Origin of the sequence: Paracoccus spongiarum (assembly GCF_030732095.1) — a bacterium.
GTDB classification, from domain to species: domain Bacteria; phylum Pseudomonadota; class Alphaproteobacteria; order Rhodobacterales; family Rhodobacteraceae; genus Paracoccus; species Paracoccus spongiarum.
In genome coordinates this window covers 18,274-41,990 of record NZ_JAVAMQ010000013.1, presented here as the reverse complement: position 1 = coordinate 41,990, position 23,717 = coordinate 18,274, and the positions used below count along the sequence as shown (strand labels likewise).

Here is a 23,717-nt window from a genome sequence, read left to right as displayed (position 1 = left end):
CCCCGCCACTTTGCCCGATCACCGTGCCCGATCACCGTACCCGATCACCGTGCCGGGGGGGGTGAGGGGCGAGCCGCGTCAGCCCGCCCCCCCCTTGTGGCCGGCCCGCGATGCGCCGCGTCGCGGCGCCCGCCCTGCTGCCGGCCCTGCCGCAAGCCCGGCCGCAGGGATGGCCGCAGGGATGGGCGGCCTAACAGGTCAGCGCCCGGGACTTCGCGGCGTGGCGGCCGGCCAGTTGCCGGGCGCGGCGACCGCTGGCAAAGGGCCGCGCGGCGGGAAAGCCGGTGGCGTCGTCGCGCAGTTCGGGAAACAGCGTCAGGATTTCCTCGGCCGCCGGGCCCAGCGCCAGCAGGGCCTGCGGGCCGGGGAACAGCGATTCGGTTTCGGCGCCGTTCGACATCAGCACCTCGTGGCGGTCGAACAGCAGGTGGACATAGGTCACGCCCGGCGCATCGGCGACGATCTCGATCCCCGGCACCTCGGTCAGCTGGCAGGCGGCGACCAGCAGTTCGGGCGCGCTGAACATCCGCTGCGCGATCTGCGACCGGATCAGCACGCGATGCTGCGGCGATACGGTCAGGTCCTGCGCCGGCCGGTTCGGGCCCAGCGCGCCGGCCCGGATGCGCACCGGCCTGAGGCGCGGATTGGCGGCCAGTTCCGCCGCATCCAGCCGGCGCAGGCCGCGCCAGCGGATCGGCTGGATCCCGTGGTCGCGGGTCCAGACCGGATCGCCGACGGCCAGATCCTCGACCCGCGCCTCGCCATCGGGGGTGCGGATCAGCGTGCCGGCGGCAAAGCAGGGCACGAAGCCCTGAAGGTTGTAGCGGTCGGCGCTGGCGATGCCCAGCTGGGTGGTGAAATTGCGCGCCGCGGGAAGGCGGATGCCGACGATCGGATAGGTGGTGACGGCCTGCACCTCGCCGGGCTCGCCGCCTGTGACGGGCGGCGGGATCATGAAGGTGTTGCCGGCGGTGTCCTGGAAGACCCGGATCGTGGTGGTGACGGTGTCGGTCCGGCCGTCGGGCAGCAGGCGCACGACCTGCGTGCCCGAGGCGAGGAAGGCGCCGTCGATCTCGCGGCTGTAGCTGACCGGGGGATCGCCCAGTTGATAGCTGATGCGTTCCTGGCTGCCGCTGTAGTTGTCGTGATAGATCTGGCCGTCGCCATTGCTGTCGTTCATCGTCACGTCGAGGACGCGGCCGTGCAGCGGGTCGGTGGACCCGCCGATGCTGCGCCCCGCGAAGATGCCGGTCGCCGCTTCGGCGTTGGTCGAGGACTCGTTGGGGTCGATATCGGCGAAATTGCCGAGATAGATCATTCGATAGGTCGGCATGAAACAAACCTCGCGGGCCATAATGCCCCCAAGCCTTAGCGCACCGCCATCGTCGTCGCGAGAGAATTTCGCCTAAATTCTGCTTCAACCTGTCGGCAGCCGAGGCGCGCACGGGCCGGGCGGGGCGGGCGAAAAACTTGGCATACAATCGCATACCGTCTTTTCAATCCGCCCGTTTGCGGCTATGAGGCGGCACAGCCTGACGCCAACAAGGGGACCATCCATGTCGAAGATCAAGGTAGCGAATCCCGTCGTCGAACTCGACGGCGACGAGATGACCCGGATCATCTGGGACTTCATCAAGCAGAAGCTGATCCTGCCCTATCTGGACATCGATCTGAAATACTACGATCTCGGCATCGAGGAGCGCGACCGCACCGACGACCAGATCACCGTGGATGCCGCCGAGGCGATCAAGCAGCACGGCGTCGGCGTGAAATGCGCCACCATCACCCCCGACGAGGCCCGCGTCGAGGAGTTCGGCCTGAAGAAGATGTGGCGCAGCCCGAACGGCACGATCCGCAACATCCTTGGCGGCGTGATCTTCCGCGAGCCGATCATCTGCAAGAACGTGCCGCGGCTGGTGCCGGGCTGGACCCAGCCGATCATCGTCGGCCGCCACGCCTTCGGCGACCAGTATCGCGCCACCGATTTCCGCTTTCCGGGCAAGGGCAGGCTGACCATCAAGTTCGTCGGCGATGACGGCGAGACGATCGAGCACGAGGTGTTCCAGTCGCCCGGCGCCGGTGTGGCGATGGCGATGTACAACCTGGACGAGTCGATCCTGGATTTCGCCCGCGCCAGCATGAATTACGGGCTGTCGCGCGGCGTGCCGGTCTATCTGTCGACCAAGAACACCATCCTCAAGGCCTATGACGGCCGCTTCAAGGACCTGTTCCAGAAGGTCTACGAGGACGAGTTCGAGGACCGCTTCAAGGCCGCCGGCATCACCTACGAGCATCGCCTGATCGACGACATGGTGGCCAGCGCGATGAAATGGTCGGGCGGCTATGTCTGGGCCTGCAAGAACTATGACGGCGACGTGCAGTCCGACACCGTCGCGCAGGGCTTCGGTAGCCTCGGGCTGATGACCTCGGTGCTGATGACGCCGGACGGCAAGATCGTGGAATCCGAGGCCGCGCACGGCACCGTGACGCGCCATTACCGCGAACACCAGAAGGGCAAGGCGACCTCGACCAACTCGATCGCGTCGATCTTTGCCTGGACCGGCGGACTGAAGCACCGCGCCAAGCTGGACGACAACGCCGCGCTGATGACCTTTGCCGAAACGCTGGAGAAGGTGACGGTGCAGGCGGTCGAGGACGGCCACATGACCAAGGACCTGGCGCTGCTGGTCGGCCCCGACCAGAAATGGCTGACCACGATGGGTTATCTGGAAAAGGTCGATGAATACCTGAACCGGTCACTGGCCTGATCGCAGCCGGCGCAGAGGGATCGGGGCCGGGCGGCGCAGCGATGCGCCCCCGGCCCCTTTCCGTTCGCGATCCCCGTCCTTCGCGATCCCCGTCCTTCGCGATCCCCGTCCTTCGCGGTCCGCGGCGGAGGCGGCGGCGGCGGGCGCGGATCTCAGCGCGGGGCGCGGGGCGGCCAGATCCGCGACCAGACCCCGTCGCGCAGGATCAGCGCGTGCTGGGCCGCGGCCCCCAGATGCAGCGCCAGCAGGGCAATCAGGGCAAAGCCCGCCGCGGCGTGCAGCGACTGGGCCGCCCCGGCCAGCGTCTCGGACTTGGCGAGCCAGGGGCCGGCGCCCAGCGCGTCCAGCAGCTCGATCGGGAAGCCGCCGGCGCGCACCCGCACGAAGCCGCTGAGCGGCATGACGATCAGCAGCACATACAGCAGCCCGTGGCTGAGGCCGGCGATGCGCCGCTGCCAGCCGGGCACCGAGGCCGGCAGCGGCGGCGGCGGGTGGCGCAGCCGATAGGCCAGCCGGGCGAGGATGAAGGGCAGCAGCAGCACGCCGGTATTCTTGTGGAACAGGAACAGCGTGTCCTGAAGCCCGCGGTCCAGCCCCTCGCGCGTCATCACCAGCCCGGCCGGGATCATCAGCAGGACCGCCGCGGCAATGCCCCAGTGCAGCATCCGCGCGGGCGTCCGGTAGCCATGCGGGTCGTCGGGCATGTCAGGCTCCTTGCAGGGCGTCGCGGGCAGCGTAACCCGGCGCGGGCGATCTGCAAAGCGCGGCGACAGGTCGCGCTTGACCCGGGGCGGGCTTGGCATAGGCTTGGCCGAATGTGTCCGACCCGGCCCGCCCCCAGCATCGCCCCCACCCCCGGCATCCCGCCACCGCGACGGGCCGTCGGCGGGCCGCCCGTCGCCCCGCTGGCGCGGGCGGCGCTGGCGGGGCTGGCGCTGATGCTGGCCTGCCGGGCAGCGGGGCTGCCGGGCGGGGCCGCGGGCTGGGCGGCCGCGGCGGCGCTGTATCTGGCCGGGGTGGCGGCCGTGGCGCGGCTGATGCGGCGGCATTATCCGCATGACCGGCTGGGGCCGGGCAATCTGGTGACGCTGCTGCGCGGGGCGCTGGTCGCGGCGCTGCTGGCGCCGCTGGCGGGCGGCGCGGCCTCGGGCCTGCCGGTCGCGCTGCTGGGCGGGCTGGCGCTGGCGCTGGACGGGGTCGATGGCTGGCTGGCGCGGCGCAGCGGTCTTGCCTCGGATTTCGGGGCGCGCTTCGATGTCGAGGTCGATGCCGCGCTGGCGCTGATCCTGTCGCTGCACGCGCTGGCGGGCGGCGGCATCGGCGCCGAGGTTCTGGCCCTGGGGGTGATGCGCTATGGCTTCGTCGCGGCCGGCGCGGCATGGCCCTGGCTGCGGGCGCCGCTGCCGCCGCGGCGGTCGCGCAAGGCGATCTGCGTGGTCCAGCTGGCCGCGCTTCTGGTTCTGCAGCTGCCCGGCCTGCCCGTCGAGGCGGCGGTCTGGCTGACGCGGGGCGCGGCGGCGGCGCTGGCCTGGTCCTTCGCGGTGGACGTGCTGTGGCTGGCGGCAGGACGGCGGTGAGGGGCGCGCTGGTCGCCCTTGGCGCCGCGGCGCTGGCGCTGCATCTGGTGCTGGCCCTGCCGGCCCGGCCGGGGGCGGCACTGCCGGCGCTGGCGCGGCTGCCGGCCGAGTTGCCGGTGCTGCTGGCGCTGCTGTGCCTGACCGGGCGGGCCGGGCGGATCGTCGCGACGCTGGCGCTGGGCGGGCTGGCGATGCTGAAACTGGCCGATCTGGCGATGCAGTCGAGCCTCGGGAGGGCCTTCAACCCGGTCGCCGACCTGCCGCTGATCGACGCGGCGCTGCGGCTGATCGCGGGCAGCCTGGGCCGGCCGGCCGCGCTGGGCGCGGCGCTGGCCGCAGGGCTGGCCGCGCTGGCGATCCTGTGGCTGATCTGGCGGGCGACCGGGGCGTGGTCGGCGCGGCCCTGGCGGGGCGGCCAGCGCGTGGTGGCGGCGCTGGCGGGCGGCGCGATGCTGGCCGCGATGGCCGGCCAGCAGATCCGCGCCGACAACGCCGCCTATGCCGCCGCGCGGCTGGCCCTGGCCCAGCGCACCCTGGCCGAGTTGCGCGACCTGCGGCAGACGGCGGCACGCGATCCCTTCGCGGGGCGCACGGGGCTGCTGTCGGCCATCGACCGCGACGTTCTGGTGATCTTCGTGGAAAGCTATGGCCGGACCAGCTTTGACACCGACCCATACGCGGCCAGCCACCTGCCGACCCTGCGCCGGGCCGAGGCGCGTCTGGCGCAGGCCGGGCTGGCGATGCGCAGCGGCTTCCTGACCGCGCCGACGCAGGGCGGGCAAAGCTGGCTGTCGCACGCGACCTTCGCCAACGGGCTGTGGATCAGCGACCAGACGCGCCATCGCGCGCTGCTGGCCAGCGGCCGGCAGTCGCTGTTCCACCATGCGCGGCGGGCCGGCTTTCGCACCGCGGCGGTGATGCCGGCGATCACCCGGCCCTGGCCCGAGGCCGCGCGGATGGGCTTTGACAGGGTGCTGGCCGCCGCCGATCTGGGCTATCGGGGCCAGCCCTTCAACTGGGTCACCATGCCCGACCAGTTCACCCTTGCCGCCACCGACCGGCTGCTGCGCGAGGGCCGGGACGAGCGGCGGCTGTTCGCGCAGGTGGCGCTGATCTCGTCGCACGCGCCCTGGACGCCTGTGCCGCGGATGCTGCCCTGGGAGGCGATCGGCGACGGGCGCGCCTTCGACGCGATGGCCGCGGAAGGCGATCCGCCGCGCGTCGTCTGGCAGGACCGCGACCGGGTGCGCCGCCAGTATCGGGCCGCGATCGACTATGCGCTGCAGGCGGCGCTGGACTACGCCGCCCGGCAGGGCCCCGAGGCGCCGCTGATCCTGCTGCTGGGCGATCACCAGGCCGCGCCGACGATCGCGCTGGACGACCGGCCCGACGTGGCGATGCATGTGATCGGCCCGGCGGCGCTGGTGGACCGGGCGGCGGCATGGGGCTTTGCGCCGGGGCTGGTCCCCGCGCCGGGCAGCGCGACGCTGCCGATGGATGCGATGCGCGACCTGATCCTGGGCGGCTTTGGCGATGACGGGGCGCCGGCATGAGCCGCGCCGCGCTGCCGGCCCGCCTTGCCGTGGCCGCCGCACTGCTGGCGCTGTTGTGGACGGCGCTGGCGGGCGGCGAGGCGCTGGCCCGGCTGCGCGGGCTGCATCCGGGCTGGGCGCTGGCGGCACTGGCCGCGCTGAGCCTGCAGACGGTGCTGGCCGCGCTGCGCTGGCGACTGACGGCGGCACGGCTGGGGATCGGGCTGGGGCGGCGCCGGGCGCTGGGCGAATACTACCTGGCGCAGCTGGTCAACCAGACGCTGCCCGGCGGCATGCTCGGCGATGTCGGCCGGGCGCTGCGCAATGCCAGCGGCGGCGGGATGCTGCGCGCCGGTCAGGCCGTGATGCTGGAGCGGCTGATGGGCAACGCGGTGCTGCTGGCGGTGCTGCTGGGCGCGGTCGCGGCGGCGCTGACGCTGTCGGGCCAGCCGCCGCTGCCCGGCTGGCTGCTGCAGGCGCTGCTGGCCTGCCTTGGCGCGGTGGCGCTGGCCGCGGCGCTGGTCGGCCTGCCGCGCGGCGGCGACGGGCGGCTGGCGCGGCTGGCGGGATCGCTGCGCGAGGCGCTGCGGGCCGGGTTGCTGGCGCGCGGGGTGCTGGGCCGGCAGATCCTGCTGAGCCTTGGCACCGTCGCGGCCAACCTCGCGGGCTTTGCCTTCGCGGCCCGCGCGACCGGCACCGCCCTGCCGCTGCTGGCCGCGCTGGTGATGCTGCCGATGATCCTGTTCGCGATGCTGATCCCGCTGTCGATCAGCGGCTGGGGCCTGCGCGAGGGGGCCGCGGCCGCCTTGTTCCCGATGGCCGGGTTCAGCCCCGGCGCCGGGCTGGCGGCCAGCATCGCCTTCGGGCTGATCTTCCTGCTGGCCAGCCTGCCCGGCCTTGTCGTCCTGCTGCGCCGCCCCGCACCCGGCCGCGACGGCGGCGGCGCAGGGAACGCATCGCAGCCGCAAGAGGTTGAAGAGCCGGGCCCGCCCGCAGACTGTCCCCGAATCCGTCTCATCAAGGAGATGACCCGATGACCCATGCCACCCTGACCCGGCGCGGCCTGATCGCCACGGGCGCGGCCGGGCTGGCGGGCGCCGCGCTTGGCCTGCGCGCCGCCCGCGCGCAGACGCCCGCCGCCGTCGCCCTGCAATTGTCCTGGCTGCATTCGGTGCAGTTCGCGGGCAGCTATCTGGCCGCCGAGAACGGCTGGTGGCGCGAGGCCGGGCTGGAGGTGACGCTGCTGCAGGGCGGCCCGAACGCCCCGGTCGAGCCGCCGGTGGTTTCGGGAACGGCGCTGGTCGGGGTCTCGGCGGCCGATTACACGGCCGCGGCGGTGGCAGAGGGCGCGCCCTTCCGCATCATCGGCGTGGCCATGCAGAAGAACCCCTTCGCCATCGCCTCGCTGCCGGCGCGGCCGGTGAACGCGCCCGCCGACCTGGCCGGGCTGCGCATCGGCATGGCCCTGGCCAACCGGCCGGTGCTGCAGGCGCTGTGCACGCTGAACGGCGTCGACATCGACGCCATCGAGATCGTGCCGACGCAGTATTCGGCCCAGCCGCTGATCGCCGGCGAGGTCGATTGCCTGCTGTGCTGGGAAACCGACCTGCCGGTGGCCATGGCGATCAACGGCATCGAGGCGCAGACCATGCTGATGGCCGATCATGGCTATGCGGTCCATTCCCAGACCTATATCGCCACCGAGGACAGCCTGGCCAATCGCCGCGCCGAGCTGGTCGCGCTGATGCGCGGCGAGGTGCGCGGCTGGGAGGCCTATCGCGCCGACACCGCCGCCGCCGCCGCGCTGACGCTGCGGATGTTCCCCGATGCCGGGCTGGACCTGCCGACCCAGACGATGCAGGCCGAACGTCAGGTGCCGCTGATGTTTTCCGACCTGACCGACGCGAAGGGCTTCGGCTGGTGGTCGGATGACAGCGTCGAGGCCAATATCGAGACGCTGGCCCTGCTTGACCGGCCGGTCAGCGCCGATCTGTGGGACCGCTCGATCCTCGAGGACGTTCATGGCGGCTGAGACAGGCCCGCCAGTGTCCGGCCCGCCAGTGTCCGGCCCGCCCGATCCGGCCCCGCCCGCGCGGATCACCTGCGTCGGCCTTGCCAAGACCTATCCCGGCGGCGTGCAGGCGCTGCGGCCGATCGATGTCACCTTCGCAGAGGGCCAGACAACGGCCCTGGTCGGGCCGTCGGGCTGCGGCAAGTCCACCCTGCTGCGGCTGGTCGCGGGGCTTGAACAGCCCAGCGCGGGCGAGGTCCGCATTGCCGGCCTGCCCCCCGCCGGGCAGGCGCGGCAGGGCGCGCTGGCGGTGGCCTTCCAGGACCCCTCGCTGCTGCCCTGGCTCAGCGTGCGGGGAAACGTGGCGCTGGCGCGCAAGCTGGCGCGGCAACCCGCCGATCCGGTGCTGGTCGAGGACCTCATCGGGCTGGTCGGGCTGGACGGCTTTGCCGACACGCGTCCCGCCGCGCTGTCGGGCGGCATGCGCCAGCGCGCCGCGATCGCCCGCGCATTGGCCACGCGGCCGCGGATCCTGCTGCTGGACGAGCCCTTCGGCGCGGTGGACGAGCTGACCCGGCAGCAGCTGGCCCGCGACCTGCCGCCGCTGTGGCAGCCGCGCGGCACCACCACGCTGCTGGTGACCCATTCCGTGCCCGAGGCGGTGATGCTGTCCGACCGGGTGCTGGTCCTGTCGCCCCGCCCGGCGCGGATCATGGCCGACATCGCGGTGCCGCTGCAGCGCCCGCGCGGGGCGGCGCTGCCCGAGAGCGCCGCGTTCCGCGCCATCGCCGCGCAGGTGACCGCCGCGCTGGCGCTGTCGGACGCCGAGAACACGCCGCTGGCCGCGCAATGACGCATCCTGCCCCCCTGCTGCGGGCCGCCCCGCCGCGGATCGCGGCGCTGGCGCCGCCCCTGGCCGGCATGGCCGCCCTGCTGGCGGGCTGGGCGCTGCTGGCCGTGGCGCTGGCCGACAGCCGGCTGATCGCCGGGCCCGGGCAGGTGGCGGGCTGGATCGCCGGTCATCCGGGGCTGGTCGCACGGTCGCTGGCGGTGACGCTGGGCAATGCCGCGGCGGGGTTTCTGGCGGGCAATCTGGCGGCGCTGCTGCTGGCCGGGCTGGCGCTGGTCTGGCCGCGCCTGTCGGGGCTGGTGACCGGGCTGGCGCTGGTGGTGTTCTGCCTGCCGCTGATCGCCACCGGCCCGATCCTGCGGGTCCTGTTGGGGCCGGGCGCGGGGCCGCAGATCGTTCTGGCGGCGCTGGCGGTCTATTACACCACGCTGATCCCGCTGCTGACCGGGCTGCGCGCGACGCCCTCGGGCTGGCTGGATCTGGTCCACAGCTATGGCCGGGGACGCTGGAGCGAGCTGGTCCATGTGCGTGCCCGCGCAGCCCTGCCCTATCTGTTCGCGGGGCTTCAGATCGCCGCGCCCGCGGCCTTCCTGGGCGCGATGGTGGGCGAGTTCACGGGCGCCGAACGCGGCATGGGCGTGCTGACGATCCGCTTCCTGCGGGCGATGGACGTGCCGGCGCTGTGGGCCATCGCGCTGCTGGCGGCGGCGGTGTCGATGGCGGTCTATGCGGGGATCGGCCTGATCGGGCGGCTGACGCTGCGCGATCGCCCGCCCGTCATCCTCGCGCCGCCCCGCGCGGCCGTCGCGGGCGGATGGCGCGAGGCCGCGCAGGCCGGGCTGGTGGTGCTGGCGGTGCTGGCCCTGTGGTGGGGCGCGATGGAACTGGCCGGGCTGAACGCCTTCTTCGCCAAGCGCCCCCGGGACGTGGCGGAGGCGCTGTTCTGGGCGCCCGATGCGGCGCAGATGCGGGCCGCGCTGCTGGCCGCGCTGGCCGAGACGGCGGTGTTCCTGCTGCCGGGCTACCTGGCCGGGCTGGCGCTGGGTGCGGGGCTGGCGATGGCGCTGGTGCTGGCCCCGGGACTGGCGGCGGTGGTCATGCCGGTGGCGGTCGCGCTGCGCTCGATCCCGATCGTGACCACCGCGCCGCTGGTGGTGCTGTTTCTGGGGCGCGGCGCGGCGGGCACGATCACGCTGGTCGCGGTCATGGTGTTCTTTCCGACGCTGGTGGCCTGCCTGCACGGGCTGCGACAGGCGCCCGGACAGGTGCTGGACGTGTTCCGGACCTATGCCGCGGGCTCGCTGCGCCAGCTGGTCCATGTGCGCATCCCGGCGATGCTGCCCGCGCTGTTCGCGGCGGCGCGGATGGCGGTGCCGGCGGCGATCCTGGCGGTCACGGTCGTCGAATGGCTGACCACGGGGCGCGGGCTGGGCAGCCTGATGGCGCTGTCGGCCTCGGTCTCGGATTACGACATGCTGTGGGCGGCGGTGGTGGTCGTGACCGCAATCTCGGCGCTGTGCTACGCCGCCGCGGCGCTGGTCGAGCGGCGCATCCTCGCCATCTACGCGCCCGAGCAGGCCCGCAGGTGAACCGCGCCCCCGCCGCCTTCGCGATCCCCGGCGACATCGCCACGCTGACCGGCGGCTATGTCTATGAACGCCGGCTGCTGGAGGGGCTGCGCGACCTGGGCCATGACATGCAGCATCTGGAACTGCCGGCCAGCTTTCCCGACCCGCCGGCGGGCGACATGGCCGACACCGTCGCGGCGCTGCAGGGCGTCGATCCGGGCCGGGTGCTGATCCTCGACGGGTTCCTGTCCGGCGCGGTCGAGACGGGGGGGCTGCAGGGGGTGCGGGCGCCGATGGTCGCGATGGTGCATCACCCGCTGGCGCTGGAAAGCGGCCTCGCCGCCGATCGACGCGCGCATCTTTTCGCGACCGAGCGCGCCAATCTGGCGCTGATGGAACATGTGCTGGTGCCAAGCCCGCACACGCGCCGCATCCTGATCGAGGATTACGCCGTCCCGCCGGCCCGCATCAGCATCGCGCGGCCCGGCGTCGATCCGCCGCGCCTGCCGCCGGCACCGGTCGACCCGCCGCTGATCCTGTCGGTCGGCATCCTTCATCCGCGCAAGGGGCATGACACCCTGATCGCGGCGCTGGAGGGGCTGGCGGATCTGGACTGGCAGGCGGTGATCGTCGGCAATCCCTGGGACGCCGCCCATGCCGGCGCGCTGGCCGTGCAATGCCGCGCCTCGCCCGAGGCCGGGCGCATCCGGCTGGCGGGGCGCGTGACCGACGACGCCCTCCAGCGGCTTTACGCCGAGGCGTCGATCTTTGCGCTGGCCACCCGGCACGAGGGCTATGGCATCGTCTTCGACGAGGCGCTGCTGCGCGGGCTGCCGGTGGTCAGTTGCCGCGTCGGCGCGGTCCCCGACACCGTGCCCGGGGCGGCAGGGCTGCTGGTGCCGCCCGACGATCCCGAGGCCTTCGCGGCCGCGCTGCGCCGGCTGCTGCAGGATCGAGGCCTGCGCGCGGGGCTGGCCCGCGCCGCGCGACAGGCCGGGCGCGGGCTGACCGACTGGCGCGGCACGGCCGCCGTGGCCAGCGGGGTGATCGCGCAGATCGCGCAAGCCGGGCGGCGGGACGCGCAGGCTGCGCGGGCGGGCACGCGCGGCTAGGCGGCCTCTGCGGGCGACCACAGCCGGGCGCGGGTCAGCCCGGCATCGACAAGGGTCAGGTCGGCCGGCGCGCCGGGGCGCAGCCGGCCCCTGCCCCCTGGCCGCCCCAGCAGCCGCGCCGGTTCGGCGGTCAGCATCGCAAGCCCGCGGGCCAGCCCGCCCTCGGGCAGGGCCGCGATCAGCCGCAGCGCATCCACGAGGCCCAGATCCGCGCCGGCCAGCGTGCCGTCATCCAGCGTCAGCCGGCCATCGTGGCGCCGGATGCGGCGACCGCCGAGGGTCATCTGGGTCAGCGCGGTGCCCGCGAAGGCCATGCAGTCGGTGACGAGGAACAGCCCCTCGGGCCGGGCCCGCAGCGCGATGCGCAGCATGGCCGGATGGACATGGATGCCGTCCGCGATCAGCCCGGCCTGCGCGCTGCCCGAAAGCACCGCGCCGACCAGCCCCGGCTGGCGGTTGCCCATCTGGCTCATGGCGTTGAACAGATGCGTGGCGCAGGTCGCGCCGGCGGCAAGGGCGGCCTCGGCAGCCGCGAGGTCGCAATCGCTGTGGCCGAGGCTGACCACCGCGCCGGCGCCGCGCAGGGCGGCGATCTGGTCGGGCCGGGCGGACTCGGGCGCCAGCGTCACCATCAGCGCGGGCAGCGCCGCCGCCGCCGCGCAGAGCCGCGCCAGATCGTCGTCGGTCATCGGCCGGATCAGCGCCGGATCATGGGCGCCCTTGCGGCGCGGGTCCAGATGCGGGCCTTCCAGATGCAGGCCCAGAAAGCCCGGCACCTCCTGGCGCGCGGCCTCGATCCCGGCGGCGATCACGGCGGCGGTCGCCTCGGGCGTGTCGGTGATCAGCGTGGGCAGGATGCCCGCCGTGCCAAGGTCGCGATGGGCGGCGCAGATCCGGCGCAGCGCCGCGACATCGGTGCCGGCGCCGACCATCAGCCCGGCGCCGCCATTCACCTGAAGATCCAGAAAGCCCGGCGCGATGATCCCCGCCAGCCGGCTGGTCGGCGGGCCGGCCTCGGCCTCGGGCAGGATCGCGGCGATGCGCCCGTCCTCGATCACCAGCGCCGCGCCGTCACGCAGCGCCGCGCCGTCGAAGATCCGCGCGCCGGCCAGGACGTGGCGCATCAGACCGTCTCCGTGACCTTGCGCAGATGCGGCGGCGTGTCGGGATCAAAGCCCCGCCGCCGCGCCAGACCCTCGACAAAGGCGTAATAGCCGGCGATCAGCACCAGCGGCGCGACCAGCGGATGCAGCCCGCCGACCGCGGGCAGCCGGGTCGCGCCGGGGGCATCGCCGCCGGTGACGAAGACATCCGCGCCCTGCCCCGCCATGCGTTCGGCGGTGGCCAGCAATTGCGGCAGGGCGGCATCCTCGACCCCCAGCGCCAGCACCGGGAACTGCGCCTGCACGATGGCGGCGGGGCCGTGCAGCACCTCGGCGGCGCTGTAGGCCTCGGCATGGATGCCCGAGGTTTCCTTCATCTTCAGCGCCGCTTCCGAGGCGATTGCATAGCCCGGCCCGCGCCCCAGCACGAAGGCCGACGAGGCCCGCGCCAGCCGCGCCGACAGCGGCGACCAGTCCAGCGTCACCGCCTGTGCAAGGGCCTGCGGCAGGTCGGCCACGGCGCGGCGCAGCGCCGCGTCCTCGCGCCATTCCGCCACAAGCGCGAGGCCCGCCAGCACCGAATTCACGAAGGTCTTGGTGGCGGCGACGCTTTTCTCCTCGCCCGCCTGAAGGGCCAGGCAATGCGCCGAGACCTGCGCCATCGGGCTGTCCTCGTGGTTGGTGATGGCGATGGACAGCCCGCCGCCCTCGGCGGCGGCGCGCATCATCTCGACGATGTCGGGGCTGCGGCCGGATTGCGAGATGCCGATGCAGGCCGCGCCCCCCAGCCGCAGCGGCCGGCGATAGATCGAGGCGACCGAGGGGCCGACCGAGGCGACCGGGATGCCGGCCTGCAATTCGACGGCGTATTTCAGATAGGTCGCGGCATGGTCCGACGAGCCGCGCGCGACGGTGGCCACCAGCGCCGGATCGCGCGCCCTGAGCGCCGCGCCGGCATCGGCCAGCGCGCTGCGCGAGCGGTCCAGGAAGCGGGCGGCGGCCTCGGGGATCTCGGCCACTTCTCGGGCCATGTGGCTCTGGGTCATCAGGATGTCCTTTCCGCCTCGGGGGCGAGTTTCAGCTCGACGGCGAAATCATAGGCGTCGCCGCGATAGAGGGATCGGGTGAATTCGACGACCTGCCCGGATGGCAGGTAGGACAGCCGCTCGATGCGCAGCCCGGCAGCGCCGGTCGCCACGCCCAGCAGGTCGGCGTCCTTCGGGCCGAGATTGGCGGCCGAGATGCGCTGCACCGCCCTGACCGGACGGTTGCCGCGCGCCTCCAGCACCGCATAGAGCGACGCATCGACGGTTTCGGGATCGGGCAGCAGCCGGGCCGGCAGCGAGGCCCGTTCGATGGCCAGCGGCACACCGTCGGAACTGCGCACCCGTTCCAGCCGGGCCACGCGGTCATTGGCGCCAAGGCCAAGGGCCATCACCTCTTCGGGCGCGGGGGTGTGCAGGCCGCGCGCCAGCCAGCGGCTTTCGACCTGCATGCCGCGCCGCTGCATGTCCTCGGTGAACGAGGTCAGCAGTGACAGCGCCTGTTCCAGCCGTTCCACCTGCGGCGCGACGAAGGTGCCCGAGCCGCGCTTCTGCACCAGCTGCCCCGAGGCGACCAGCGCCTCGACCCCCTTGCGCACGGTGACGCGCGACAGCCCGGTCAGCGCCGCCATCTCGCGTTCGGATGGCAGGCTGTCGCCGGGGCGCAGGTCGCCCGCCGCGATGGCCTCGGCGATGCGGCGGTGCAGTTGCAGATACAGCGGGCCGGAATTGGGATCGGCGAAGGCGGCGGGGGTGAACAGGTCGCTCATTCGGGCGCCCCGGTTTCCGGTGCCCCGGTTTCCGGTGACCCGGATTCCAGCGCCCCGGTTTCCATCGCCATGGCCAGCGCGCCATCGACCGAACTGCCGCGCGCCGGGCGCTGCGGCCAGTCGCCGGCGAGGCGCGCGGCGTAATGCGGCCCCAGCCCGCCGGTGAACACGACGGGCAGGCTGTCGCCGTCCTGAAGCGTCGCGATCGCGGCGCGCAACCCGGCCACCGCCGCGTCGAGGATCGCGCGGGCGGCGGGGTCGTCCGAGGCGACGATGCGCGGCGCCAGCCTGGCGAAATCGGCCGGGCGGGCGGTGTTGCCAAAGCCGATGATCCCCTCGGTGCCGCCGAATTCCTCGAGGATCACGGCCAACAGCGGCGACATCGGGTGAAAGCCGTCGGCGGCGCGCATCGCCTGCGACAGCAGGCTGCGGCCAAGGACCGCGCCGCTGCCCTCGTCGCCCATCAGGAAGCCGCGCCCGCCAACCTGGCGCAGCTCGCCGCCGCGCTGCACCGCAAAGACCGAGCCGGTGCCCATCGCCGCCAGGATGCCGTCATCCGAGCCCAGCGCGCCGCGCGCCGCGGTGATGCCGTCATTGACGATGCGGATGCGCGCGAAGGGCAGGATCGCGGCCAGCCGGTCGGTGGCGGCGCGCATGGTGCCGCCGGCAAGGCCGAGGACGGCGACCAGGTCGGCCGGGCCGGCGCCGCTGCCGGATGCCGCCAGCGCCTGGGTCGCGGCGGCGACGATGTTGCCGGCCGCGGCCTCGACATCGGTGTTGATGTTGGCCGGCCCGCCGGTGCCGAGGCCCAGCACCTGCCCGTTGCGATCGGCCAGCGCCGCGCGACACCCTGTCCCGCCCCCATCGATCCCCAGATACAGCACCATCGGCTCCCCCTTTGAGCGGTAAGATACCAAAGCAATACCAACTGGCAAGTGGTAATGTGCATTTTCCGTCATTTTGGCCGTTTTTCGGACCTTTCATCAAGGCACTTTACAAGTGGTATTGTTTTGGCATTATAGAGCGACAGGGGAGAATCAGATGACCATTCGCAGTACCGAAGCCCGCCACCCTGCCGCGCAGGGCTTGCACCGCCAGCCGGCGGCGCAGGCGATGGCGCTGCTGCTGGAGGCGCAGCGTGGCGCGCTGGCGGCGCTGGTGCCGGCGATCCCGGCGCTGGGGCGCGCCGCCGAAGCCGGCGTTGCGGCGCTGCGCGGCGGCGGGCGGATGGGCTATGCCGGGGCCGGAAGCTCGGGGCTGATGGCGCTGGCCGATTGCCTGGAACTGCCCGGCACCTTCGGGCTGGCGCCCGACCGCACGCCGATGCTGTTCGCCGGCGGGCCCGACGCGCTCTTGCGGATGCATGGGGGTGTCGAGGACGACCCGGCGCTGGCGCTGGCCGATCTGGACCGCGCCGGGCTGGGCCGGGGCGACGCGCTTCTGGTGGTGTCGGCCTCGGGGACCACGCCCTATGCGCTGGCCGTCGCAACCGCCGCGCGGGCGCGCGGCGTCACCGTCACCGGCATCGCCAATGTCGCCGGATCGGCGCTGCTGGACGCCGCCGAGATTGCCGTGCTGCTGGATACCGGCGCCGAGATGGTCGCCGGATCGACCCGGATGGGCGCGGCCACGGCGCAGAAGGTGGCGCTGAACATGATTTCGGTGATGGTCGGCATCGGACTGGGCCATGTCCATGACGGGCAGATGGTCAACCTGATCGCCGACAACGCCAAGCTGGTCGACCGGGCGGCGCGGATCGTGGCAGAACTGGCCGGGGTGCCCCGCCCCGAGGCCGAGGCCGCGCTGGCCCGCACCGGGGGCGCGGTAAAGCCCGCCATCCTGGTCGCGCGCGGCGCCGCACCCGATACCGCAAGCGACGCGCTGCGCGACAGCGGCGGCCATCTGGCGCCGCTGATGGGCTGAGGCCCGACGTTCAACCAGGGGGCCGCAAAGGCCCCGCATACCAGGGAGACGACCATGACCCCAACCCTTCGCCTCGCGCTCTTGGCCAGCACCGTGCTGGCCGGCGCCGCCGCCGCGCAGGACGTGACGCTGACCATCGAAAGCTGGCGCAATGACGACCTGACCATCTGGCAGCAGCAGATCATCCCGGCCTTCGAGGCCGCCCATCCCGGCATCAAGGTGAATTTCGCGCCGACCGCGCCGGCCGAGTACAATGCCGTGCTGAATTCCAAGCTGGACGCCGGATCGGCGGGGGATCTGATCACCTGCAGGCCCTTCGATGCCTCGCTGGAACTGTTCAGCAAGGGCAAGCTGGCCGATCTGACCGATCTGGCGGCGATGGCGAATTTCTCGGATGTCGCCAAATCGGCCTGGCAGACCGATGACGGCGCGGCAACCTTTTGCGTGCCGATGGCCTCGGTCATCCACGGCTTCATCTACAACAAGACCGCCTTCGACGAACTTGGGCTGACGCCGCCCGCGACGCTGGACGAGTTCTACGCGGTGCTGGACAAGATCAAGGAGGACGGCCGCTATATCCCGATGGCGATGGGCACGGCGGACCAGTGGGAAGCCGCGACCATGGGCTATCAGAATATCGGGCCGACCTTCTGGAAGGGCGAGGAAGGCCGCAAGGCGCTGATCGAGGGCAGCCAGAAGCTGACCGACGAGGCCTGGGTCGAGCCGTTCCGCCAGCTGGCGCGCTGGAAGGATTACCTGGGCGACGGCTTCGAGGCGCAGACCTATCCCGACAGCCAGAACCTGTTCACCCTGGGCCGCGCCGCGATCTATCCGGCCGGGTCCTGGGAGATCGGCGTCTTTACCCCGCAGATCGAGGGCGCCTTCGAGATGGGGGCTTTCGCGCCGCCGGTCGCGGCGGCCGGCGACACCTGCTATATCAGCGACCACACCGACATCGCGCTGGGGCTGAACGCGGCGTCGCCCAATGCCGAGGCCGCGCGGACCTTCCTGGAATGGGTCGGATCGCCCGACTTCGCGACGCTGTACGCGAACGCGCTGCCGGGCTTTTTCTCGCTGAATTCCGCACCGGTCGAGATGGCCGACCCGCTTGCGCAGGACTTCGTCGGCTGGCGCGAGACCTGCGAGCCGACCATCCGCTCCACCTACCAGATCCTGTCGCGCGGCACGCCGAACCTGGAAAACGAGACCTGGAATGCCAGCGCCAATGTCATCACCGGCGCCGAGACGCCCGAGGATGCGGCGGCGCGGCTGCAGGAGGGGCTGGCCTCGTGGTACCAGCCGCAGCAGTGAGCGCCTGCCGGGCCTGACGGCCCGGCGATGGCCGGGGGGCCTTCCGCCCCCCGGACCCCCCGAGGATATTTCCGCACAGAAGATGAGGTGAGCGATGGCGCAGCGAAAGCCGTTTCGCTGGCATGTCGGGGTGTTTCTGGCCCCCGCGCTGCTGGTCTATACCGCGATCATGATCGTGCCGCTGATCGGCACGCTGAACCTGTCGCTGTTCAACCTGGATCAGGGCAACCGGGTGTTTGTCGGGCTGGCGAATTTCGCCACGCTGTTCGGCGATCCGCGCTGGTCGGGCGCCTTCTGGAACGCGCTGGGCAACAATGCCTGGTTCTTTCTGGTGCACATGCTGGTGCAGAATCCCATCGGCATCCTGCTGGCGGCGCTGCTGTCCTCGCCCCGGTTGCGGATGGCGGCCTTCTATCGCACCGCGATCTTCATTCCGACGATCCTGAGTTTCGTGGTGGTGGGTTTCGTGTGGAAGCTGATCCTGTCGCCGATCTGGGGCATCGCGCCCGGGATGCTGGATGCGGTGGGGCTGAAATCGCTGTTCGCGCCCTGGCTGGGCCGCGAGGGCAGCGCGCTGACCACGCTGGCGCTGGTGTCGGTCTGGCAGTTCGTGGGCATCCCGATGATGCTGATCTACGCCGCGCTGCTGTCGATCCCCGACGAGGTGATCGAGGCGGCCGAGATGGACGGCGTCACCGGCTGGTCGCAGTTCCGCAAGATCAAGCTGCCGCTGATCCTGCCGGCGATCGGGATCATCTCGATCCTGACCTTCGTTGGCAACTTCAATGCGTTCGACCTGATCTATGTCAGCCAGGGCGCGCTGGCCGGGCCGAATTTCGCCACCGACATCCTGGGCACCTTCCTCTATCGCACCTTCTTCGGCTTCCAGCTGCAACTGGGCGATCCGCATATGGGCGCGACGATTGCCACCGCCATGTTCGGGATCATCCTGGTGGGCGTCTGCATCTACCTGTTCACCATCCAGACGCGGCTGCGCCGCTATCAGTTCTGAGGACCGGCCATGAGCACCGCCCGCCATTCGACCGCCCGCAGCATCGCCGCCCACGGGGTGCTGATCCTCTATACAATGATCGCGCTGTTCCCGGTCTTCGTGATCGTGGTCAACAGCTTCAAGTCGCGCCGGGCGATCTTTGCCGATCCGCTGGCCCTGCCGACGCCCGCGACCTTCGATCTGGTCGGCTACCGGACGGTGCTGCAACAGGGCGACTTCCTGCTGTATTTCCAGAACTCGATGATCGTCACGCTGGGCAGCCTGTTCTTCGTGCTGCTGTTCGGGGCGATGGCGGCCTTTGCGCTGTCGGAATACCGGTTTCGCGGCAATGCGCTGATGGGGCTTTACCTGGCGCTGGGGATCATGATCCCGATCCGGCTGGGCACGGTGGCGATCCTGCAGATGATGGTCGCCTCGGGGCTGGTCAACACGCTGATGGCGCTGGTGCTGGTCTATACCGCGCAGGGGCTGCCGCTGGCGGTGTTCATCCTGTCGGAGTTCATGCGCGGCGTCTCGGACGACCTGAAGAATGCCGGGCGCATCGACGGGCTGTCGGAATACACCATCTTCTTCCGCCTCGTTCTGCCGCTGGTGCGGCCGGCGATGGCCACGGTCGCCGTGTTCACGATGATCCCGATCTGGAACGACCTGTGGTTCCCGCTGATCCTCGCGCCCTCGGAGGCCACCAAGACCATCACCCTGGGCAGCCAGGTGTTCATCGGGCAGTTCGTCACCAACTGGAACGCGGTGCTGGCGGCGCTGGGGCTGGCCATCGTGCCGGTGCTGGTGATGTACCTGATCTTCTCGCGCCAGCTGATCCGCGGCATCACCGCAGGAGCAGTGAAATGATCCGCACCCTGATCGTGGGACTGGGAAACATGGGCATCAGCCACGCGCTGGCCTGCCATGCCGATCCGGCCTTCCGGATCGTCGGACTGGTCAACCGCAGCACGCCCGACCTGCCGCAGGCACTGCGGGATTATCCGCTAGGCCATGACTACGCCGAGGCGCTGGACCGGCTGCGGCCCGATCTGGTGGTGATCGCCACCTATTCCGACAGCCATGCCGATTTCGCGGTGGCGGCGATGCGGGCGGGCGCGCATGTCTTTGTCGAAAAGCCGCTGGCAACGACGGTCGCCGACGCGCAGCGGGTGCTGGATTGCGCCGTCGAGACGGGGCGCAAGCTGGTGGTGGGCTATATCCTGCGCCACCATCCCAGCTGGCAGCGGCTGATCGCCGAGGCCCGCGCGCTGGGTGGCCCCTATGTGTTCCGGCTGAACCTGAACCAGCAGTCCAGCGGCGCGACCTGGGCCGTCCACAAGGCGCTGATGCGGACCACCTCGCCCATCGTCGATTGCGGCGTCCATTACGTCGACGTGATGTGCCAGATCACCGATGCCGCGCCGGTCGAAGTGCGGGGCATGGGGCTGCGCCTGTCCGACGAGATCGCGGCCGACATGTATAATTACGGCCATTTCCAGGTGCTGTTCGCGGATGGATCGGTCGGCTGGTACGAGGCCGGCTGGGGGCCGATGATGTCGGACACCGCCTTCTTCGTGAAGGATGTCGTCTCGCCGCGCGGCGCGGTCTCGATCCGCATGGCCGAGGATGCGCGGTCGGACGATATCGACACGCATACCAAGACCGCGACGCTTCGCATCCACCGGGTCGGCGCGGGCGACGAGGATCTGAACATGGCCGACGAACCCGGCCACCAGCAGCTGTGCGATCGCGAGATGGGCTTCGTGGCCCGCGCGATCTCCGGCGATCTGGACCTGACCCGGCACATGACCGACGCCCTGCGCTCGCTTGCCGTCTGCCTTGCGGCGGATGAAAGCGTGCGGACCGGCGCAACCGTGAAACTTTGAAGGAGGCACCATGGGCGCCCTGACCCTGTCCCAAGTCACCAAGTCGTTCGGCAGGACCGATGTCATCAAGGGCGTCGATCTGGCCGTCGAGGATGGCGAGTTCTGCGTCTTCGTCGGGCCGTCCGGTTGCGGAAAATCCACGCTGCTGCGGATGATCGCGGGGCTGGAGGATGTCAGTTCCGGCGAGGTGGCGATCGACGGCGCCCGCATCAACGAGCTTGCCCCGGCGCGGCGCGAGATCGCGATGGTGTTCCAGTCCTACGCGCTTTACCCCCACCTGACCGTGCGCGACAACATGGGGCTGGCGCTGAAGCAGGCGGGCAGCAGCCGGGCGCAGATCGCCGCCGCGACCGACAAGGCCGCCGGGATGCTGGCGCTGGGGCCGCTGATGGACCGCCGCCCGGCCGAATTGTCGGGCGGCCAGCGCCAGCGCGTCGCCATCGGCCGCGCCATCGTGCGCACGCCCAAGCTGTTCCTGTTCGACGAGCCGCTGTCGAACCTGGATGCCGCCCTGCGCGTGGCCACCCGGATCGAGATCGCGCGGCTGCACCGCGAACTGGGCGCGACGATGATCTATGTCACCCATGACCAGGTCGAGGCGATGACACTGGCCGACAAGATCGTGGTGCTGAACGCGGGGCGCGTGGCGCAGGTCGGCGCGCCGATGGACCTCTACAACGACCCCGACAACACCTTCGTGGCGGGCTTCATCGGCAGTCCGCAGATGAATTTCCTGAAATCGGGACTGCTGGGGCTGCGCTCGGACCTGCTGGGGATCCGGCCCGAGCATCTGGCGATCTCGACCGAGACCGGGCAGATCGCCGGTCGCGTCAGCCATGTCGAGAAGCTGGGCGGCGAGACGCTGGTCTATGCGGCGACCGAGGGGCACGGGCTGCTGACCGTGCGGCTGTTCGGCGAACATGATTTCGCCGTCGATGCGCCGGTCTGGCTGACCCCCGATGCCGCCCGCACGCTGCATTTCGATGCCGGCGGGCAACGGCTGCGTCACTGAGCGGCGCCCGGCCCGTCACAGGAAGCTTTGCGGGTCGATATCCACCGACAGGCGCAGGTTTGCCGGCGGCTTCAGGGGCGCCAGCCAGTCCGCGATGGCGGCCTGGATCGGCGCCTGGCGCGGCGCATGCACCAGCATCCGCATCCGGTGCCGGCCGCGGATGCGGGCGATGGGTGCGGGCGCCGGGCCCCACAACTCGGCCCCGGCCTGGCGCAGCGGCGCGGCGCTGTCGGCCAGCAGGCGCGCGAAATCGGCCAGCACCGCAAGATCGGGATGCGACAGGATCACCCCGGCCAGCCGGCCGAAGGGCGGCATCCCGACGGACTGGCGCGCGGCGGCCTCGGCATCCCAGAACGCCTCGTCCTGTCCCGACAGGATGGCGCGGATCACCGGATGGTCGGGCTGGTGGGTCTGCAGCAGCGCCAGCCCCGGCGCGGCGCCCGATTGCCGCCCGGCCCGGCCCGCGACCTGCCGCATCAGCTGGAAGCTGCGTTCGGCCGCCCGCATGTCGGCGCCCTGCAGGCCCAGATCGGCGTCGATCACGCCCACCAGCGTCAGGTTGGGAAAGTTGTGGCCCTTGGCGACGATCTGGGTGCCGATGATGATGTCGGTCTCGCCCCCGGCGATCCGGGCGATGGTTTCTTTCAGGGCGCGGGCCGAATGGAACAGGTCCGAGGAGAGGATCGTGGCGCGGGCATCGGGAAAGCGGGCCGCGACCTCCTCGGCGATGCGCTCGACGCCGGGGCCGATGGGGGCCAGCCTGCCCTCGACCTTGCAGGCGGGGCATGCGGTCGGGATCGGGCCGGTCTCGCCGCATTGGTGGCAGACGAGGCGGTTCTGGAACCGATGCTCGACCATCCGCGCGTCGCATTGGTGGCAGCCGATCTGTTCCCCGCAGGCGCGACAGACGGTGACCGGCGCAAAGCCCCGGCGATTGAGGAACAGCAGCGCCTGTTCGCCGCGCGCCAGCCGCGCCGTGACCGCCTGCGCCAGCGTGGGCGAGATCCAGAGCCCCGAGGGCATGTCCTCGGCGCGCAGGTCGATGGCGGCCATGTCGGGCAGTTCGGCCTCGCCATAGCGCGACCGCAGGTCCAGCCGCGCGTATTTGCCGCTGGCCGCGTTCACCCAGCTTTCGAGGCTGGGCGTGGCCGAGGCCAGAACCACCTGCGCGCCGCAGATCGAGGCGCGCAGAACGGCCATGTCGCGGGCGCTGTAATAGACCACGTCCTCCTGCTTGTAGCTGCCGTCATGCTCCTCGTCGACGACGATCAGGCCGAGGTCGCGGAACGGCAGGAACAGCGCCGAGCGCGCACCGACCACCAGCCCCACCTCGCCGCGCGCCGCCATGTGCCAAAGCCTGCGCCGTTCGGTGCGGGTGATGCCGCTGTGCCACTCGCCGGGGCGGGCGCCAAAGCGGGCCTCGACCCGGTCGAGGAATTCGGCAGACAGCGCGATCTCGGGCAGCAGGACCAGCGCCTGACGGCCCTGCGCAAGGCTGGCCGCGACGGCTTCCAGATAGACCTCGGTCTTGCCCGATCCGGTGACGCCGCGCAGCAGCGTGGTGCCATAGCCGCCCCGCGCGACCGCCGCGCGCAGCCGATCGGCGGCCGCCCGCTGGTCGTCGGCCAGCGGCTTGCCGGGCAGCCCCGGATCCAGGCGCGGATAGGGCAGGTCGCGCGGCGCGGCGATCTCGGCCAGCGCGCCCTGGGCCACCAGCCCCTTCACGACCGAGCTGCCGACACCGGCAAGCTGGGCAAGTTCTGCGGAGCCAAAGCTGGCGCCGGCGTGATCGGCGATGACATCCAGGACGCGCTGCCGCGCCTCGGTCATGCGGAAGGGACGCGCGGCCCCCGGAACGATCACCCGCCGCGCGGCAGGCGGCTGGTCCAGATCGGGCGCGCGGGTCGCCATCCGCAGCATCAGCGGCGGCGGGGTCAGCGTGTAGTCGGCCGCGCGGGTGAGAAAGTCGAGGAATTGAGGCGCGAAGGGCTGGGCATCCAGAACCCGCGCCACCGGGCGCAGCCTCGTCAGGTCGAAATCGCCCGCCCCAGGCCCCCAGACCAGCCCCAGCACCCGGCGCGGCCCCAGCGGCACCAGCACCAGTGCCCCCTGCCGCACACCGCCTTCGGGCGCAAGATAGTCCAGCACCCCCACCGGCTCGCAGGTCAGCACCGCGATCCGGGCGCGGTCGGGAAAGAAGGCGGGCGGCTGCTGCATCGCGCGCGATAAAGCCGCGCGCGGGCGCCGGTTGCAAGGG

Annotated in this window: 21 protein-coding genes; 14 read left to right on the top strand and 7 right to left on the bottom strand. The window is 71.7% G+C overall.

Annotated elements, in window-relative coordinates:
• Positions 1–190: 190 nt before the first annotated feature.
• Positions 191–1,333, bottom strand: coding sequence for a Hint domain-containing protein (locus tag Q5Y72_RS14000; RefSeq protein ID WP_305964044.1), 1,143 nt, complete (start codon positions 1,331–1,333; stop codon positions 191–193).
• 223 nt (positions 1,334–1,556) lie between these two features.
• Between Q5Y72_RS14000 and Q5Y72_RS13995 the strand changes: the two genes are divergently transcribed.
• Entirely contained in the window at positions 1,557–2,768 is a 1,212-nt protein-coding gene (locus Q5Y72_RS13995) for an NADP-dependent isocitrate dehydrogenase (protein WP_305964043.1), read from the top strand.
• Between the two features lie 152 nt (positions 2,769–2,920).
• Here the strand turns inward: Q5Y72_RS13995 and Q5Y72_RS13990 are convergent, their stop codons facing one another.
• The gene (locus Q5Y72_RS13990; protein WP_305964042.1) at positions 2,921–3,472 is read right to left on the bottom strand and encodes a cytochrome b; all 552 of its coding nucleotides are present in this window, start codon (positions 3,470–3,472) and stop codon (positions 2,921–2,923) included.
• Positions 3,473–3,583: 111 nt separating this feature from the next.
• Between Q5Y72_RS13990 and Q5Y72_RS13985 the strand changes: the two genes are divergently transcribed.
• The 7 genes from Q5Y72_RS13985 (at position 3,584) to Q5Y72_RS13955 (ending at position 11,418) form a co-directional block, all read left to right on the top strand.
• Complete coding sequence (locus Q5Y72_RS13985; RefSeq protein ID WP_305964041.1) at positions 3,584–4,345, top strand: CDP-alcohol phosphatidyltransferase family protein; 762 nt, start codon at positions 3,584–3,586, stop codon at positions 4,343–4,345.
• Positions 4,342–5,898, top strand: coding sequence for a sulfatase-like hydrolase/transferase (locus Q5Y72_RS13980; protein ID WP_305964040.1), 1,557 nt, complete (start codon positions 4,342–4,344; stop codon positions 5,896–5,898). Before Q5Y72_RS13985 ends, Q5Y72_RS13980 begins: the two co-directional genes overlap by 4 nt.
• On the top strand, positions 5,895–6,914 hold the full coding sequence (locus Q5Y72_RS13975) for a lysylphosphatidylglycerol synthase transmembrane domain-containing protein (RefSeq protein ID WP_305964039.1): 1,020 nt from the start codon (positions 5,895–5,897) through the stop codon (positions 6,912–6,914). Before Q5Y72_RS13980 ends, Q5Y72_RS13975 begins: the two co-directional genes overlap by 4 nt.
• Positions 6,911–7,909: an ABC transporter substrate-binding protein gene (locus Q5Y72_RS13970; protein WP_305964038.1), complete on the top strand. Its 999-nt coding sequence runs from the start codon at positions 6,911–6,913 to the stop codon at positions 7,907–7,909. The genes Q5Y72_RS13975 and Q5Y72_RS13970 overlap by 4 nt, the downstream gene beginning before the upstream one ends.
• A 13-nt stretch (positions 7,910–7,922) precedes the next feature.
• The gene (locus Q5Y72_RS13965; RefSeq protein WP_371930832.1) at positions 7,923–8,741 is read left to right on the top strand and encodes an ABC transporter ATP-binding protein; all 819 of its coding nucleotides are present in this window, start codon (positions 7,923–7,925) and stop codon (positions 8,739–8,741) included.
• Between the two features lie 68 nt (positions 8,742–8,809).
• The gene (locus tag Q5Y72_RS13960) at positions 8,810–10,327 is read left to right on the top strand and encodes an ABC transporter permease (RefSeq protein ID WP_305964086.1); all 1,518 of its coding nucleotides are present in this window, start codon (positions 8,810–8,812) and stop codon (positions 10,325–10,327) included.
• On the top strand, positions 10,324–11,418 hold the full coding sequence (locus Q5Y72_RS13955) for a glycosyltransferase family 4 protein (RefSeq protein WP_305964037.1): 1,095 nt from the start codon (positions 10,324–10,326) through the stop codon (positions 11,416–11,418). Before Q5Y72_RS13960 ends, Q5Y72_RS13955 begins: the two co-directional genes overlap by 4 nt.
• Here Q5Y72_RS13955 and nagA read toward each other — a convergent pair.
• From nagA to Q5Y72_RS13935, 4 genes are read right to left on the bottom strand one after another with little or no spacing between them, the layout of a single operon-like run.
• Positions 11,415–12,542: an N-acetylglucosamine-6-phosphate deacetylase gene (gene nagA, locus Q5Y72_RS13950; protein ID WP_305964036.1), complete on the bottom strand. Its 1,128-nt coding sequence runs from the start codon at positions 12,540–12,542 to the stop codon at positions 11,415–11,417. The genes Q5Y72_RS13955 and nagA overlap by 4 nt on opposite strands.
• The gene (locus Q5Y72_RS13945) at positions 12,542–13,567 is read right to left on the bottom strand and encodes an SIS domain-containing protein (RefSeq protein ID WP_305964035.1); all 1,026 of its coding nucleotides are present in this window, start codon (positions 13,565–13,567) and stop codon (positions 12,542–12,544) included. Before Q5Y72_RS13945 ends, nagA begins: the two co-directional genes overlap by 1 nt.
• Complete coding sequence (locus tag Q5Y72_RS13940; protein ID WP_305964034.1) at positions 13,567–14,334, bottom strand: GntR family transcriptional regulator; 768 nt, start codon at positions 14,332–14,334, stop codon at positions 13,567–13,569. The genes Q5Y72_RS13945 and Q5Y72_RS13940 overlap by 1 nt, the downstream gene beginning before the upstream one ends.
• On the bottom strand, positions 14,331–15,221 hold the full coding sequence (locus tag Q5Y72_RS13935) for a glucosamine kinase nucleotide-binding domain-containing protein (protein WP_305964033.1): 891 nt from the start codon (positions 15,219–15,221) through the stop codon (positions 14,331–14,333). Before Q5Y72_RS13935 ends, Q5Y72_RS13940 begins: the two co-directional genes overlap by 4 nt.
• 154 nt (positions 15,222–15,375) lie before the next feature.
• On the opposite strand from Q5Y72_RS13935, the gene Q5Y72_RS13930 reads away from it, so the two are divergent.
• The 6 genes from Q5Y72_RS13930 to Q5Y72_RS13905 all read left to right on the top strand — a co-directional run bounded on the left by Q5Y72_RS13930 (position 15,376) and on the right by Q5Y72_RS13905 (position 21,460).
• Complete coding sequence (locus Q5Y72_RS13930; protein WP_305964032.1) at positions 15,376–16,257, top strand: N-acetylmuramic acid 6-phosphate etherase; 882 nt, start codon at positions 15,376–15,378, stop codon at positions 16,255–16,257.
• A 54-nt stretch (positions 16,258–16,311) separates the two neighbouring features.
• Positions 16,312–17,568, top strand: coding sequence for an ABC transporter substrate-binding protein (locus tag Q5Y72_RS13925; RefSeq protein ID WP_305964031.1), 1,257 nt, complete (start codon positions 16,312–16,314; stop codon positions 17,566–17,568).
• 94 nt (positions 17,569–17,662) lie between these two features.
• A complete protein-coding gene (locus tag Q5Y72_RS13920) occupies positions 17,663–18,580 on the top strand; it encodes a carbohydrate ABC transporter permease (RefSeq protein WP_305964030.1) in 918 nt (305 codons plus the stop codon).
• 9 nt (positions 18,581–18,589) lie between these two features.
• Positions 18,590–19,429: a carbohydrate ABC transporter permease gene (locus Q5Y72_RS13915; RefSeq protein WP_305964029.1), complete on the top strand. Its 840-nt coding sequence runs from the start codon at positions 18,590–18,592 to the stop codon at positions 19,427–19,429.
• The gene (locus tag Q5Y72_RS13910; RefSeq protein WP_305964028.1) at positions 19,426–20,448 is read left to right on the top strand and encodes a Gfo/Idh/MocA family protein; all 1,023 of its coding nucleotides are present in this window, start codon (positions 19,426–19,428) and stop codon (positions 20,446–20,448) included. Before Q5Y72_RS13915 ends, Q5Y72_RS13910 begins: the two co-directional genes overlap by 4 nt.
• A 10-nt stretch (positions 20,449–20,458) precedes the next feature.
• On the top strand, positions 20,459–21,460 hold the full coding sequence (locus Q5Y72_RS13905; protein WP_305964027.1) for an ABC transporter ATP-binding protein: 1,002 nt from the start codon (positions 20,459–20,461) through the stop codon (positions 21,458–21,460).
• 15 nt (positions 21,461–21,475) lie between these two features.
• Here Q5Y72_RS13905 and Q5Y72_RS13900 read toward each other — a convergent pair whose 3' ends face one another.
• Positions 21,476–23,677: a primosomal protein N' gene (locus tag Q5Y72_RS13900; RefSeq protein WP_305964026.1), complete on the bottom strand. Its 2,202-nt coding sequence runs from the start codon at positions 23,675–23,677 to the stop codon at positions 21,476–21,478.
• Positions 23,678–23,717 lie beyond the last annotated feature (40 nt).